The organism is Pedobacter gandavensis (genome assembly GCF_032678465.1).
Lineage (GTDB): Bacteria > Bacteroidota > Bacteroidia > Sphingobacteriales > Sphingobacteriaceae > Pedobacter > Pedobacter gandavensis_B.
In genome coordinates this window covers 174,528-189,532 of record NZ_JAVTSK010000010.1, presented here as the reverse complement: position 1 = coordinate 189,532, position 15,005 = coordinate 174,528, and the positions used below count along the sequence as shown (strand labels likewise).

Sequence of the window (15,005 nt, the reverse complement as noted above, 5' to 3'; positions counted from 1 at the left end):
TTTATTCAGGCTTTTTTTGTATCAGGACCTACTTTAATAGGTACTTATGATTTGATCTTACATATTTCTTCTGTACTGCCCACCAACTTCGTATAGTGCATTTGAAATTTGTCCTAATGAGCAAACTTTACAAACTTCCATTAATTGTTCAAAGATGTTTTCACCCGTTATAGCCGACTTTTGAAGTTTTTTAAGAATAGTACCCGTATGTGCGGAGTTTCTTTCCTGAAAGCTCTTTAATGTTGTAATCTGGTATTGTTTCTCTTCTTCTGTAGCACGGATTACTTCTCCAGGAACTACTGTTGGAGAACCATTTTTGTTTAAGAAGGTATTTACTCCTACAATAGGGTATTCTCCATTGTGCTTTAAGGTTTCATAATAAAGACTTTCTTCCTGAATTTTACCACGCTGATACATGGTTTCCATTGCACCTAAGACGCCACCTCTATCATTGATGCGTTTGAATTCCTGTAAGACTGCTTCTTCCACTAGGTCAGTAAGGTCTTCAATTATAAAGGCACCTTGTAATGGATTTTCATTTTTGGCAAGGCCTAATTCGCGGTTAATGATGAGTTGGATAGCCATTGCTCTACGCACAGATTCTTCAGTAGGTGTGGTAATTGCTTCATCATATGCATTGGTGTGCAGTGAATTACAGTTGTCGTAGATTGCGTATAAGGCTTGTAAAGTAGTACGGATATCATTAAAATCAATTTCCTGTGCATGTAGTGATCTACCAGATGTTTGGATATGGTATTTTAACTTTTGTGAACGGTCATTCCCATTATATTTGTTTTTAATGGCTTTAGCCCAGATTCTTCTAGCTACTCTTCCAATTACTGAATATTCAGGATCAATCCCGTTAGAGAAGAAAAAGGACAGATTTGGCGCAAAATCATCAATATTCATTCCCCTACTTAGATAATACTCTACAAATGTAAACCCATTACTTAGCGTAAAGGCGAGTTGTGAAATTGGATTTGCACCAGCTTCAGCGATATGATAACCGGAGATAGATACTGAATAGAAATTACGTACTTTTTCAGTAATGAAATACTTTTGTATGTCGCCCATCATTCTTAGAGCGAATTCAGTAGAGAAGATACAAGTATTTTGGGCCTGATCTTCTTTTAATATATCAGCTTGTACAGTTCCTCTTACTGTACTAATCGCATAGGCCCTAATTTTTGCGTAAACCTCCGCAGGTAGTACCTCATCACCACTTACACCAAGCAACATTAGCCCTAAGCCATTGTTGCCTTCTGGAAGGCTTCCACTATACCTTGGTTTTTGTAGCCCTTTTTTATGATAAATCTGATTAATTTTGTCTTCTATTTCCTGTTGGAGGCCATGCTCAATGATATACTTCTCACATTGTTGATCTATAGCAGCATTCATAAAGAAACCCAGAAGCATAGGAGCGGGGCCATTAATAGTCATAGAAACTGAGGTTGAAGGAGCACAAAGATCAAAACCCGAATACAGCTTTTTTGCGTCATCCAGAGTAGCAATGCTTACACCAGAATTACCTATTTTACCATAGATATCTGGTCTGACATGAGGATCTTCTCCATACAAAGTAACAGAGTCAAATGCTGTAGAAAGGCGATGTGCAGGTTGTCCTAAGGAAACATAATGAAACCTTTTATTTGTTCTTTCTGGACCACCTTCACCTGCAAACATACGGGTTGGATCCTCACCATCACGTTTTAATGGAAAAACACCAGCTGCAAATGGAAACTCGCCTGGCACATTTTCTGTAAGTAACCAGCGTAAAATATCTCCCCAGTCTTCATACCGAGGTAATGATACTTTAGGGATTTTTAATTTTGATAAAGATTCATAGAATAAAGGTTGTTTGATTTCTTTATCCCGGACTTTATAAACAAAAAATTCCTGTTTGTATTTGATTTTTGTATCTGGCCATTCACGGAGTAATCTTCTACATTCCGCATCTAACTGCTCATCCAGGTGTATGTAAACGTCCTGGAGGATATTATTGAGATTAGCTGTAGCAGGAAGGTCCTTATTTAATCTTTCTTCAGTAGATAGCTGTATTACGCCCTGCAATTGATATAGTTTTCTGGCAATAGCACTTTGTTTTTCTACCCATTCATTATAAGTCTGACTAGCTTCTGCGATTTCAGCAAGATACCTGATTCTATCTGGTGGTATGATATATATCTTTTCAGATTGCGATGAGTTCAATTCCATTTCTGCTTGAAAATCTATTTTAGTTTTCTCTTTGATTTTGGCCATCAGTGCAGAGAAAAGATTATTCATTCCCGGATCATTAAATTGAGAAGCCATGGTACCAAAAACCGGAATAGCCTCATCTTTTGCATCGAAAAGATTGTGATTCCGCTTATATTGTTTACGCACATCTCTTAAGGCATCTAAAGCACCTCGTTTATCAAATTTATTGATCGCTACCAAGTCAGCAAAATCAAGCATATCGATTTTTTCCAATTGGGTAGCTGCACCAAATTCCGGTGTCATTACATATAGTGAAACATCACAATGCTCCGTTATTTCTGTATCCGATTGACCAATACCTGAAGTCTCTACAATAATCAAATCATAACCAGCAGCTTTACAGATATCGATGCTTTCCTGTACATTTTTAGACAGAGCCAGGTTGGCTTGTCTGGTGGCCAGAGAACGCATGTAAATCCTTGGATTATTAATAGCATTCATGCGAATTCTATCCCCAAGTAAAGCGCCACCTGTTTTACGTTTTGAAGGATCCACAGAGATAATAGCCATGGTTTTATCTTTTACTTCAATTAGAAAACGTCTAACTAATTCATCTACCAGGGAAGATTTTCCTGATCCACCTGTTCCTGTAATTCCGAGTACTGGTGCTTGATTTTTCGCAGTAAGTTTTTTTAATTCATCTACGAAAGATTGTGCTCCTTCAGGATCATTTTCTGCAACAGTAATTGCTGAAGCAATACTTTTGACATCTTTTTGAGGAATGGATGTAAGCTCCCCATTGAGGCTGGTTACTGTAATGAAATCTGTTTGTTCAAGCATATTGTTGATCATCCCTTGTAAGCCCATTTTACGGCCGTCATCAGGAGAATAAATCCTTGTAATTCCATATTCTTGCAACTCGGCAATTTCTGATGGAAGTATCACCCCACCGCCACCAGCGAATATCTTAATGTGGGGAGCACCTCGTTCTTGCAAGAGATCGTACATGTACTTGAAATACTCAATATGTCCACCCTGATAAGAAGTCATTGCGATTCCTTGTACATCTTCCTGAATTGCACAATTCACCACTTCCTCTACAGAACGGTTATGACCAAGATGTATGACTTCTGCACCTGAAGATTGGAGAATTCGACGCATGATGTTAATTGTAGCATCATGTCCGTCAAACAAAGCTGCCGCAGTTACAAAACGTATTTTATTTTTAGGTTTATATATCTTGATTTGCTCCATAGAATGGTTTTATAATTGGTAAACAAATGTAACAAAAACTGGGCTTAGGTGGTGAGCATAGCCAAATCAATACAAAAGTGTGTAACATAAAAAAGACCGCCGGAGAATTTTCCTGACGGTCTTTTAGGTTTATGATTAATTATTTCCTTTTGACTTTATAGTTTGAAAGAAAATGAACTTAGTTTTATTGATGAGTAAGTTCTGTGATAGGCTCGCCAACACAGCCGCTAGGCATTTGTATGTGCAGCATAGAAGCTAATGTAGCAGCAATGTCTGTCATGTAATGTGTTTTGTTGGTTTTGCCTGGTTTCACATTCCATCCCATAAAAACGCATGGTATATGGGAATCGTAAGGATTCCATGAACCATGAGTTGTACCTGTTTTACTGCTGCTGTCGAAATAATTTGACTGCAGGATAAAGTAAATGTCCCCACTTCTTCTGGCATTGTAACCGTTGCTTATTCTTGTTTTGATTGGTTCAGGTAAAGTACTTGCAGCAACTTTGTTTAAGTCTACAGCATTCATGACGCCTGTTTGAGTCTTTAAAAATTCAATACTGAAAGCTTTAATGGCATCAAAATCCGCTTTTCCGTTATTAATCAGTTTATGATCGAAATAAATTTGGTTGTTCATTGATTTAATGATTGCCTTTTTAAGGCCAAATCTATCTTCCAGACGGCCATTTAATTCTTTCATGATCGGGCCATCATCAACTGTACCACCTGGTAGTTTATTTTCGGCCATAAAGCCGGGTACATGTGCTGCACCATGATCTGCTGATAAGAAAAACAGGTAGTTTCCTTTACCTACTTTAGCATCCAGATAATCGAAAAAATCAGCTAGATCCTTATCTAATCTTAAGTAAGTATCTTCAGCTTCAATGGAGTTTGGGCCGTATTGATGACCGACATAATCAGTTGAGGAGCAGCTTACGGCTAGGAAATCTGTAGTGTTATCCTGTCCCAGATCTTCAGAAAGAATGGCCAGTTTAGCCAAGTCTAAAGTCATCGTATTTCCATAGGGTGTACTTTTGATCATCTCATAGTTCTTGCCCATGTATAATTTTAAAGGATGTGGAAAAGTAGGACTTTGTTCACCTCTGGCTTTACCTTCGTAGTTTTTATCGTCAGCTGTACTCTGAGTATAGGTTTCGATTGGATACAATGTTGGCCAGTTTTTTTCGTAGAACTTATTAACCAATTTGATTTTATTATAATCTTGCATCCATGTTGGAAGTTGAGACATATAATAAGTACTGGTAATCCAGTCTCCGGTTTGTCCATCAAACCAGTATGCAGCATTTGCTGAATGTCCTGCAGGGAGGATTGAACCACGATCTTTCATGGAGATACCGATTACTTTTCCCTGGAAGTTTGTTGCCAGGCGAAGTTCGTCAGTAATAGTAGTGGTCAACATATTTTTTGGAGACATCACTCCAGCCATAGTCGTACTACCCACACTGGTTACACTTGTATCTTCTGCACAATATACATTACGTCCTAATTGTGGATCATACCAGTCGTTGCCAATAATTCCGTTAATCGAAGGAACTGAACCTGTATAAATGCTTGCGTGACCACAAGCAGTATAAGTAGGGGTGTATGGAATAAAAGTGTTCTCTGCTGAGAAACCTTCATTGATGAGTCTTTTGAAACCTCCAGCCGAATATCTGCTGTAATAGCGGTAAAGATAATCCCATCTCATTTGATCGATCACCAGACCAACTACCAGCTTCGGTCTTTCGACAGAGGCCGGGAAATCTTTTTTAGAAACAGTAGCTGTTTTCTTTTGTGCCATTGATACACTACAGGTAATCAGCAGTGCAGAAAATAAAAGGTAAACTCTTTTCATTCTGTATTAGTTTAAAAGCAAAGATTCGTTTATCATTAAATAAACGAATCATATTTGGGTGTTAATGAATTTTTAAAGGTAGTTAATCAAAGTAGGTATTGATATTACCATTGTGTAAAGATTTTATAGTACTTCAGCAACTACAAAAGTACTTCCGCCAATGAATATCAGGTCGTTAACATTTGCATTATCTTTAGCCGCATGAAATGCCAGATCGACACTAGGAAAGACATCACCGATTAAATTATGATTTTTAGCTTGTTCGGCTAATTCTGTTGCCGGTAGCGCTCTTTCCAATTCTGGCTGGCAGAAATAATAATGTGCATCTGCTGGCAATAATTTTAGAACGCCATTAATATCTTTATCCTTGACCATTCCTATAACCATATGCAACTGATCATGAGGGGTATCATTGATGTTTTGCATCACTTCGCTTATGCCGGCCATATTATGTCCGGTATCACAGATGATCAGAGGCTTTTCATTTAAGGTTTGCCATCTTCCTTGTAATCCTGTAAGTCCTTTTACATTCTTTAGTGCAGTATATAGGGCTTTGTCTTCAATTTTAAACCCTTGTTTTTTTAAGATCTGAATGGCTTCAATAACCGTGAGAATATTTTTGCACTGGTAAGCACCGTTGAGGTCTAATTCCAGATCTTGATAAATTGGTTGATCCCCATTATAGATCGCTACATTTAAATATTTTCCTGCTTTTTTAAGTTGATGAAGGCTTAGATCTTGATCTGCAAAATAGATGAGGCTATTTGTCTGATCAGCTTTTTGAATAAAAATTTCCCCGGTTTCTGATTGAGTTTCTCCAATTACCACAGGTACTTTATTTTTTATAATTCCAGCTTTTTCTCTTGCAATTTCCGGTAGCGTGCTCCCCAGGATATTGGTATGATCCAGGCTGATATTGGTAATTACCGAAAGTTCTGGAGTAATGATATTGGTGGAATCAATTCTGCCACCAAGTCCAACTTCGATGATGGCGATGTCTACTTTCTCCTTTTCAAAGTATGAAAAAGCCATGGCAACAGTTACCTCAAAAAAAGAAGGTTGAAGTTTCTCCATTAGATTCTGCTGTTCATTCACAAAATCAATGACAAAAGTTTCAGGTACCATTTCTCCATTTATTCTTATACGTTCCCTGAAATCTTTAAGATGAGGAGAAGTATAAAGTCCTGTCTTATATCCTGCCTGTTGAAGAATGGCCGCAAGCATATGCGAGGTGGAACCTTTACCATTGGTTCCACCTACATGTATGGTTTTGAACTTATCCTGTGGATTTCCCAGTTGCTCGCACATTGCGATCGTGTTGTGTAAGTCTTTTCTATAAGCTACAGCACCAACACGGGTAAACATGGGTAGTTTACTATATAAGTAATCGAGGGTTTGTTTATAGTTCATTTTGGAGTTCTAAGAAGAATACCAGGGTTTTATTTTACCTTAAAATTGAATACGACTACGCCTATTTGAACATCAGGAGCATTATCAGCCTGGGTTAAGCGGGCACCCAATACCGCTTCTTTACATTTTCTCCATAGTTCTCTATCATTTAGCGTAGTTCCCTTTACACCTGGAGTTGCATCGATTACCACACCACTTTTGTTGATTTTAATCCTTACTGCAATTTTTCCGGTTTTCTGACCATCATCTTGCGGTGTAACCAGATTGGTAAATTTTCTAAGCGCAATTGGAGTTTCCCCAAATCCAGAACCACCTTCGCCATAATTATTGGCTAATGGATCACCGTCTTTGTCGCCTTGATTTCCTGGTGTTGTTCCCGTTCCATCTCCACCGCCTGTGCCTTTATTGGCTTTACCTTTATATAGTGCATTTTGGTTGATCACTGGTTTTGCAGGCTTACTTTCTACAGTTGCTGTAGGTGCAGTATTTTTGGGACTACTCTTGGTGTTTACACTTACCGCATCTTCAGTACTTTGAGTTACTATTTCTTTAGTACTATTTTGTTGGGTAGGGGTTTCCTTTGTAGGTTCGGTTGGGACAACCTTATCTGGTGCTTTCTGATTGGCATTTGGATCCGCAGAAGGTTCTTCAATACTGGTATAATCCGAACCCATTCCTGTTACTGAGGTTCCATAATTGACCACCATTCCACCCATACCTGCTTCTACAGGCGGTTGGAAAGAGCCAATTACAATGAAGAAACTCAATGCAAGGAGTGCAATCATAATACCAGTAGAGATGGCTACTGCTTTAGGATAATTATTTTCTTCCTTTGGATATGTCATTATTTCTTAGGTTCTACAGCGAGTACAACTTTCAGTTTTAGTTTATTAGCAACATCAAATACCAGCATGGTATTTTCAATGGAAACACCTCTTGCCACGTAAAGTACGATAGTTAGGTCAGGAGATGCTTTTTGGTAAGTTTCGATTGCAGCTTGAAGACCTTCAAGTGAGGTTCGTTCTTTGTCTACATAATAATTCAACTTATCATCTATGGATACCGTCACTGTTTTTTGTGCTGAGGATTGTTGTCCTGACTCTGATCTTGGCAACAATAACTTTACTACCTGCGGATTTACTGCAGCAGATGCAAGCAGGAAAAACAGCATGAGAAAGAACATGATATCATTCAGTGCAGAAGTATGAACCTCTACAGTTCCCTTATTTCGTTTACGTAGATTCATTATTTTCCTGGCTCCTCTAATAGATCGATGAACTCAATAGCGTCGGTTTCCATTCTTAAAATGATACGTTCTACCATCATGTTTAGAATATGGTACAATACATAAGCAATAATACCAATGATCAAACCTGTTGCAGAGGTAATCATTTTAGTATAAAGACCTCCAGAGATGGTGCCGATTTCGATTGCACCTTTGATGGATACATCGTGGAAAATTGTAATTACCCCGATAATTGTACCTACGAAACCAAGCATTGGCGCAATACCCGCGATAATTCCAAGGATTCCAATGTTTTTCTCCAGTTTTGATACTTCAAGTTTTCCATTGTTTTCAATAGCGGCTTCAATATCTTTAATCGGACGACCAATTCTTTTCAATCCTTTTTCCAGCATTCTGGCAAGAGGAGAATTATTGTTTCTACATAGGGTGATGGCATTATCCAATCTACCTTCATGTATGTATTGTTTAATGTGAAGCATTAGATTCGACTCTGTTTTGGAGGCCTTTCTAATGGTCAGGTATCTTTCAACAAAAATAACCAATCCTGCAAATGCAAGGAAGGCCAAAGGAATCATTACCCATCCACCTTTGAAAAGAAGGTCGATAAAGTGTAGTTCGGGAGCTGCTGCAGTTACGGCTTGACTGGCGTTATTAGCGGTATCAACAATTTGGTTAAGGCTATCATTAGCACCCTGTATTAATGCGATCATAATTTATAATGGTTTGTTTGTGTGTATGTATAAATCTTTAATGCCTAATTTTTTTTGCAATGCAGGTATTTGTGCATCTGCACTGTTATAGTCATTAAACGTTGCAATGCTGATTTTTATTTTCTTTTTTCCAGGAAGAGGGGGGATCGCTTTTGCTGTTAATCCAATTGTTGTCATTTGGGCAATAAAGCGGTCGGCTTCCTTTTGATTGGCTACTGAAGCACCAATCACCTCATAGGTAATTCCTGTTTGTGGCGCAGGAGCATTGGCCTGAGCAGTTTTAGAATCATTAGTTAGGGCTGTAGTTGCAGAGGATACTATTGAGTCTTTTTCCAGGTTATCATTGATTGTTGAAATATTTTCCAGACTATCTGAATGACTAAGGGAATCTGTGACTTTTGAATTATTCTCAGTTACCAAAGGAACAGTGATTGGATCTTTGCCTGTTTTTAGAATGGAGTCAAAAATATCAGGTCGGATGAAATATGCTGCTACTAATCCAATAAGTATTAACAAAATTGCGATTAGAATCTTAAGATAAATTGGGATTCCGGATTTTCCTTCTGCTTCATCAACAGAATTATAAAAAGCTCCGTTTTCAGTTGAATGTTCAGCAATTGGACTGCTTACTGAAATAGGAGTTTCAGCTGGTTTATTCGTTTGTGCATAGATTTCGTTAATGCTTGGGCGGGAAGCAGGTTCTTCAAATACCGCCTTAGGTTGCTCCTCTATATTTCCAATACTCTCAATTTCAGGTTGTTCTACAGGTTGTTTTGGAAGTTCAACTTCTGCAATTTCTTCAAAAACAGGCTGTTCATCTTGCTCAGGAACAGTTTCATTTTTGCCTTCATAAGAAAGTTCTTCAATATCAGAAATGTCCTTATAAGCGAGGTCTTCGTTCCCTTCATGGGCCAATAATAACTCTTCATCTATTGCCTCTTCAATAACAGGAAGCACTGATTCATCCCTAAGGTCAGCATTGCTATTCTCGAGCGCCAATTGTTCTTCTCTCAATTGATGTTGATCAGCTTCTTCTTCGGTTAAAGTAGGTATCGCATCATTATTTGATTCTTCAGTTATTGGCGATGTTGAAAGTTCCTCTTTAACTGGTGGTAAACCATAAAAATCAAAACCGAAGTTTTGATCATTTAAGGGTTTAAAGCTAAGTGCTTCTGAAGATTGATATAAGGTCCCCAAAGGGGCTAAACTGGCTTGTTGATGTTCTTCCAGTTGTTTTTTTATTTCCTTAACAAATTGTTCTATGAAATAATTGGCGGAATCCGGAGATATATTTCTAAGCTTACAGATATGGTCAATGAGGAGATTTTGCTCCAGCAGTTCCGGATTGAAATCCAGCACATAGCTGGGTGGCAAAAAGGAATGTGTTGCTGCATCATACCTTCCTGGAGATTTCTTTTTATAAATCGTTCCAAGTCCGGAGATCCCAACCTCTTTACGGGTTTTGATAAGCACTGTAAGGTATGATAACATGTCCATTTTGGTAAAATTAAATTTTAATTCTATATCCACCAATTATTAAATCGAAAACCGCTTAGAAGGAATAAGTTAATCCTCCAAAGATATTGGTTCCGATAGTAGGATAATAAAGATATCTGCTATAAGAGGAATTGAACAGGTTATTTGCTCTTGCGAAAGCAGAAAACTTGTTATTGATCTTATAGCTGGCACCAACACCAAGATCCACAAAACCTTTGACATTTACAGTAGTTTCAATATCCGGATTAGGAATTACGTATGGACTTGCTGGGGCAGAGGTATAAACCTTTGCTTTGCTGGCATCCTGAATCGCTACTGAAGCATTTAATCCAATTTTATCTGTTATATTGAATAATAAGTCAGAGCTGATTCTCATTTGAGGCTTAAACCAGCTGGCGGATTCCTGGGCTGGCTGGTAATCTTCGAAATTTAATTTACCAGTCCATTTTAAGGAGTTACTTACCTGAATAGAGATTTCACCTTCTAAACCAGTCATAGTGGTATTACCGAAATCATAGATGACATCAAAACGTGTAGGGTTCGCAAAGTTGTTTACAAACAAGGCCATGTCAGTCATCTTTTTGTGGTATACCCTTGCTTTATAACCAAAACCAGGTCCACCGGTTCCTTTGATACCTGCGCTAAACGACAATTTCTCTACCGTGTTCTTGATGTCGATGTTCGCATTCAGGAATGGATTTTCGTCACTAAATTGCTTTAAAGAATTACGGTTCACATCACCTTTCACTTCTGCAAACAATTGTAAGTAATCTGGAATCAGTGTTAAATCTGCTGTAACAGCAGGGAAAATTCTGCTTTTGGAGAAAGCACCAAATTCCTGTACAAAGTTAATTCCCGCATTGATTTTAACACCATTTGCTTCTAACTTGATGTAAGGATTTAGTTTAAAGATATTGTTGCCAACACTAGTCAGAACATCTTTTGTATTTCCCAATTCAGTTGAAGCGGCAAGGCCGAGATTGAAACTGCTGATTCTTTTGTTGACATAACCATTTAAAATAACAGAGTTTTCTTTAGCAGAATACCGATCATTCCACAGGTATCCGTTTAATTTAAGGGCATAGCTTAAGGCATCCGGATCATCGGTAAATTTATTTACGATTTCACCTTCAGCTTCAATGAAATTTAATGTTTGCTTATCAGGGTTTAGATTTAATTCTGGTTGAGCAGGGTTAAAACCATAGAAATTTAAGCCATTTCTCTGGTAATTAATGCGACCGCTCATGGTGACTACCTCTCCAATACTTCTTCCAAAAACGCTCAGTTGTTGTTGGTTTACCTCTTGTCCGGCTAATTTACCTTTTTGTCCGAAGTGTTTAAAGAAAGCACCAGCCTGCAAGGCTTCGTCTCTACCCAGATTGATATATGCTTCTCCGAGTACAGTAGTACGGATACCCAAACCACCTTTCAGGTAATTATTGATCAATTCTGTTTCTCTTTCTTTAGCTACCTGCTGTGCCTGTAGTTTATTGATATCAGAATTGAGGTCGAGTTTCCTATCGGTCAGGCTATAATTGAATTTAGCTTTATAGGTTTTTACGGTATTTAAATCCGGACTTCTTCTTAATTTTACGGCTTCAGCAAGTACTGGTTTATATGGCCTAACGACTTCAATTTCTTCCGTTACAGCTTTTTCTTCCGTTTTCTTTTCAGTAGTTTTTGTATCCTGTGCCAATGCGTTTAGAGATCCGGCAGTCACAAAAAGTAGGGTGCTATATAATATTTTCGTCAATCTCATCGTGCTTGTCTTATTTAATTTTCTTTAATTTTTCTTTAGCAGTCGGTACAATATCGTCTTTACCATCATAGTTGTCTATCAGGCTCAGCAATGTACTTTTTGCTTGTAAATTATCTTTTAATGCGACATAGTTGTCGGCCAACAGGATGAAAGCTTTAGCCACCCAGTAATCATAAGAAGACATGTTATTGATCAGGTCAAAACAGGTTTTTGTAGAAGTCTTGTACTCTCTTTTTGCATATTGAATAGCAGCAAGATTATATTTTGCTTCAGCAGCGGCCAGGGTTTTTGTTTTTTCAACTACATTATTGAAAGCTTTTACTGCTTGAGTGGTATCAGCTTTGGCTAAATAGGCTTTACCTGCAAACAGATCAGAACTGCTTTTTTCTTCTTGCGAGGATTTATCAGATTCCTTGATTATGCCTACATATTTGATCACGTCATCTGGCATATTTAAAGCGCTATAAGCCTTCAACAAATTATTGATGGCATAAGTATAGTGCACTTTATAATCCGCAGTCGTTTCCAGTCTTTTCAGGTAAACAATCGCTTCATTGTATTTCTTTTGATCCAGGAATAGCTTTGAGATACTCACTAATGAGCGTTCCGTATAATCGCTGGTCCAGTCGTTCAAGATGTATTCATAATCAGGGATCGCCTCATCGGGTCTTCCTAATTTTACTAGTGATTCAGCCCTGATAAATTTAGCTTCTTTATCATGGATTGCTTTAGGGAATTTGTCAAAATATGCATTCACCGCTTCAAAAGCACCTTTAGCATCTCCTTTCAGGTAACGGTTATTGGCACCCTGGAAAACGATATTGTCTTGTTCAGCGATTGAAAAATCTCCGATAGGGGTAGTTTTTGCATAACCGATGAAACCTTCGGAATCACCTTTATCTACATAGATGTTTTTAATAGATTCCAGTGCTTGTTTGGCTTCTTCGCTACTTGCATAATCAGCAATTACTTTTTTAAATGTTTCCAAAGCTGCATCATCCTGATCCTGGTTGTATTGTACCAGACCAATGGTGACTAATGCACGGGGTACATAGCTACTGTGAGGATATTGGCTGATTAGAGAGATCAGGTCAGTTTTCGACTTATCAAGATCACCTTTATTGAAATAAGTATAAGCAGTTTCAAATCCGGCATCATCTGCATAATTTGAATTTGGAAATTGCTTCAACAAATTTTGCATGGTATTGATCTTTTCGTCGTTCTGACTTTCCAGACCCTGGATCATTCCACGTTGAAATAAAGCATAATCCTCACCGGTTGCTTTGGAGGCGATAATTTTATTGTAGTTGACCAATGCATTGCCATAGCTCTTATTTACGAAATAAGAATCGGCAAGTCTGATGGTGGCATCATTAACTGTTTTTGCATCTTTGTCATTTCCTCTAAGAAAGCGTTCAAAGTAAGCTGCAGCTTTTCCATAACGCTCATCTTCGAAAGCGGCATAAGCCAATGCGTAATTTGCAAAATTGTATACTTCAGTTTTATCTGCTCCCGGTAATTCCAGAAACTGTTCGAAAGTTTTCACTGCTTCTCCGAATTTTCTCAATTCGTAGCTGGCTTCTGCTTTCCAATAAGTATTCAATGCATGGATTTCCTGATCCTCAGGGAATTTTTCTGAGCGTAGGAACATCGATAGCGCATTCGGGAAGGCGCGTTCGTTGTAGAACTCTAAACCTCTGAAATACGTAACTTTTTGATAAGCCTCTTTGGCTTCAGGTGATTTATCCGGAATTGGTTCAAGGATATCAATCGCTGCCTGGTAATTTTTACTGGTTAAGAGGATTTCTCCTAACAAGGTTTTGGCCTCGTTCGCTTTACGGGATTTAGGGAACTGTTTTAAGAAACTCTGTGTCGACTCCAGTGCCTGTTGATTGAAATCAAGCTCATAACTGAGGCGGGCATAGTTGATCCAAGCCTCTTCCTGTACAAATTTATCAAAATCAAGTCTGGAAGATCTAAAGAATGCACTGCGTGCTTTTTCTTTATTTTTCAATTGAATGAAAGAGCGACCTAAAGTATACATACCACTTTGCAGGTATACATCATCTGTGTCAAGTTTTTCAAGAATTGCTACTGCCTCCTGGTATCTTTTTAGTTGGAATAACGAATATCCATACTGATAGATAAACAAATTGTTTTTTACCTCTGATTTACTTTTTGCATAGTATTCCTGGAAATACTTCTCTGCATTCGTATAGTCAGATTTAGCAAAATAAGAAGCTGCAATCAGACTGAGCATTTCAGCTTCATACTGTTGTTTTGTCGTTCTTAAAATCGGCGTTGCATAGCTGATGACATCATCGTAGCGTTCGTCCAGGTAATACATCGAAGTGATGTAATAAGGATAACTGGCTTCGTAAGTAGGAGAACCTTTTAACTTTTCGAAATTAGCCAATGCAGTTTTATATTCTTTGTTCAGGTAATTGATATAAGCGAAATAATAGGTCGCGCTTTCCTGATATGGAGATTTCTCTTTTTTAACAGCTTCGAATAGGGGTTCTGCTTTTTCTATGTCCTTCAACATAAAGTAGGCATATCCTTGTTTAAACTGATATTCCAGACGTTGTTTCTGGGATAGGGTAGAAGGATCCGTTTTTTCGAACCACTCTAGTGCCTTTTGATAGTTTTCCTGTGCAAAATACGATTTACCTACATGGAAATAAGCAAGTTTGGTATTTGCATTTAGTGGATAATCTTTAATAAACTTCTGAAAAAGACTTTCTGCATCATTGTTACCAAGTTCCAGGGCACAAACGGCAGCATAGAACTTTGCATTTTCTTTGAGTAATGATAATTCAGAATTACTTTCTTGTTGAGCATCTGCTTTTCGTCGGGCTTTATCTACCAACCTGAATTGTTCTGCTGCTGCAACGTATTTTTCATTGTCCAGTAATTCCAGACCTGTTCGATAATTTTCATTGAGGTGAACTAGTATGCTGGACTGCGCATAGCTAGTTGTAAAGCTACCTGCTAAGAATAGCGGAATAAAAAGGTATTTTTTCTGCATCTGATTTCAAATATGGTTGCTACGAATATAAAAATAGTATTAGGTCTTGTTAG

At 38.0% G+C, this 15,005-nt stretch carries 9 protein-coding genes; all 9 read right to left on the bottom strand.

Going from position 1 to position 15,005, the window contains the following annotated elements:
- Window positions 1-57: 57 nt before the first annotated feature.
- The 9 genes from R2Q94_RS18130 to R2Q94_RS18090 all read right to left on the bottom strand — a co-directional run bounded on the left by R2Q94_RS18130 (window position 58) and on the right by R2Q94_RS18090 (window position 14,952).
- Complete coding sequence (locus R2Q94_RS18130) at window positions 58-3,450, bottom strand: methylmalonyl-CoA mutase family protein (protein WP_316822887.1); 3,393 nt, start codon at window positions 3,448-3,450, stop codon at window positions 58-60.
- A 184-nt stretch (window positions 3,451-3,634) separates the two neighbouring features.
- Complete coding sequence (gene pafA / locus R2Q94_RS18125; RefSeq protein ID WP_316822886.1) at window positions 3,635-5,302, bottom strand: alkaline phosphatase PafA; 1,668 nt, start codon at window positions 5,300-5,302, stop codon at window positions 3,635-3,637.
- A gap of 123 nt (window positions 5,303-5,425) precedes the next feature.
- Window positions 5,426-6,712 (bottom strand): folylpolyglutamate synthase/dihydrofolate synthase family protein, encoded by a 1,287-nt coding sequence (locus R2Q94_RS18120; protein WP_316822885.1) that lies wholly within the window; start codon window positions 6,710-6,712, stop codon window positions 5,426-5,428.
- A gap of 29 nt (window positions 6,713-6,741) precedes the next feature.
- Complete coding sequence (locus R2Q94_RS18115; RefSeq protein WP_316822884.1) at window positions 6,742-7,557, bottom strand: energy transducer TonB; 816 nt, start codon at window positions 7,555-7,557, stop codon at window positions 6,742-6,744.
- Window positions 7,557-7,958: a biopolymer transporter ExbD gene (locus tag R2Q94_RS18110; RefSeq protein WP_316822883.1), complete on the bottom strand. Its 402-nt coding sequence runs from the start codon at window positions 7,956-7,958 to the stop codon at window positions 7,557-7,559. The genes R2Q94_RS18115 and R2Q94_RS18110 overlap by 1 nt, the downstream gene beginning before the upstream one ends.
- Window positions 7,958-8,668: a MotA/TolQ/ExbB proton channel family protein gene (locus R2Q94_RS18105; RefSeq protein WP_316822882.1), complete on the bottom strand. Its 711-nt coding sequence runs from the start codon at window positions 8,666-8,668 to the stop codon at window positions 7,958-7,960. The genes R2Q94_RS18110 and R2Q94_RS18105 overlap by 1 nt, the downstream gene beginning before the upstream one ends.
- 3 nt (window positions 8,669-8,671) lie before the next feature.
- The gene (locus R2Q94_RS18100) at window positions 8,672-10,165 is read right to left on the bottom strand and encodes a hypothetical protein (RefSeq protein WP_316822881.1); all 1,494 of its coding nucleotides are present in this window, start codon (window positions 10,163-10,165) and stop codon (window positions 8,672-8,674) included.
- Between the two features lie 55 nt (window positions 10,166-10,220).
- Window positions 10,221-11,924 (bottom strand): TonB-dependent receptor, encoded by a 1,704-nt coding sequence (locus tag R2Q94_RS18095; RefSeq protein WP_316822880.1) that lies wholly within the window; start codon window positions 11,922-11,924, stop codon window positions 10,221-10,223.
- Window positions 11,925-11,934: 10 nt separating this feature from the next.
- Window positions 11,935-14,952, bottom strand: a complete 3,018-nt coding sequence (locus R2Q94_RS18090) for a tetratricopeptide repeat protein (RefSeq protein WP_316822879.1) — start codon at window positions 14,950-14,952, stop codon at window positions 11,935-11,937.
- Window positions 14,953-15,005 lie beyond the last annotated feature (53 nt).

What these genes read in the sequence shown, in the direction of transcription:
- R2Q94_RS18130 (WP_316822887.1), bottom strand. Translation starts at nt 3,450, where the DNA reads ATGGAGCAAATCAAGATATATAAACCTAAAAATAAAATACGTTTTGTA.
- pafA (WP_316822886.1), bottom strand. Translation starts at nt 5,302, where the DNA reads ATGAAAAGAGTTTACCTTTTATTTTCTGCACTGCTGATTACCTGTAGT.
- R2Q94_RS18120 (WP_316822885.1), bottom strand. Translation starts at nt 6,712, where the DNA reads ATGAACTATAAACAAACCCTCGATTACTTATATAGTAAACTACCCATG.
- R2Q94_RS18115 (WP_316822884.1), bottom strand. Translation starts at nt 7,557, where the DNA reads ATGACATATCCAAAGGAAGAAAATAATTATCCTAAAGCAGTAGCCATC.
- R2Q94_RS18110 (WP_316822883.1), bottom strand. Translation starts at nt 7,958, where the DNA reads ATGAATCTACGTAAACGAAATAAGGGAACTGTAGAGGTTCATACTTCT.
- R2Q94_RS18105 (WP_316822882.1), bottom strand. Translation starts at nt 8,668, where the DNA reads ATGATCGCATTAATACAGGGTGCTAATGATAGCCTTAACCAAATTGTT.
- R2Q94_RS18100 (WP_316822881.1), bottom strand. Translation starts at nt 10,165, where the DNA reads ATGGACATGTTATCATACCTTACAGTGCTTATCAAAACCCGTAAAGAG.
- R2Q94_RS18095 (WP_316822880.1), bottom strand. Translation starts at nt 11,924, where the DNA reads ATGAGATTGACGAAAATATTATATAGCACCCTACTTTTTGTGACTGCC.
- R2Q94_RS18090 (WP_316822879.1), bottom strand. Translation starts at nt 14,952, where the DNA reads ATGCAGAAAAAATACCTTTTTATTCCGCTATTCTTAGCAGGTAGCTTT.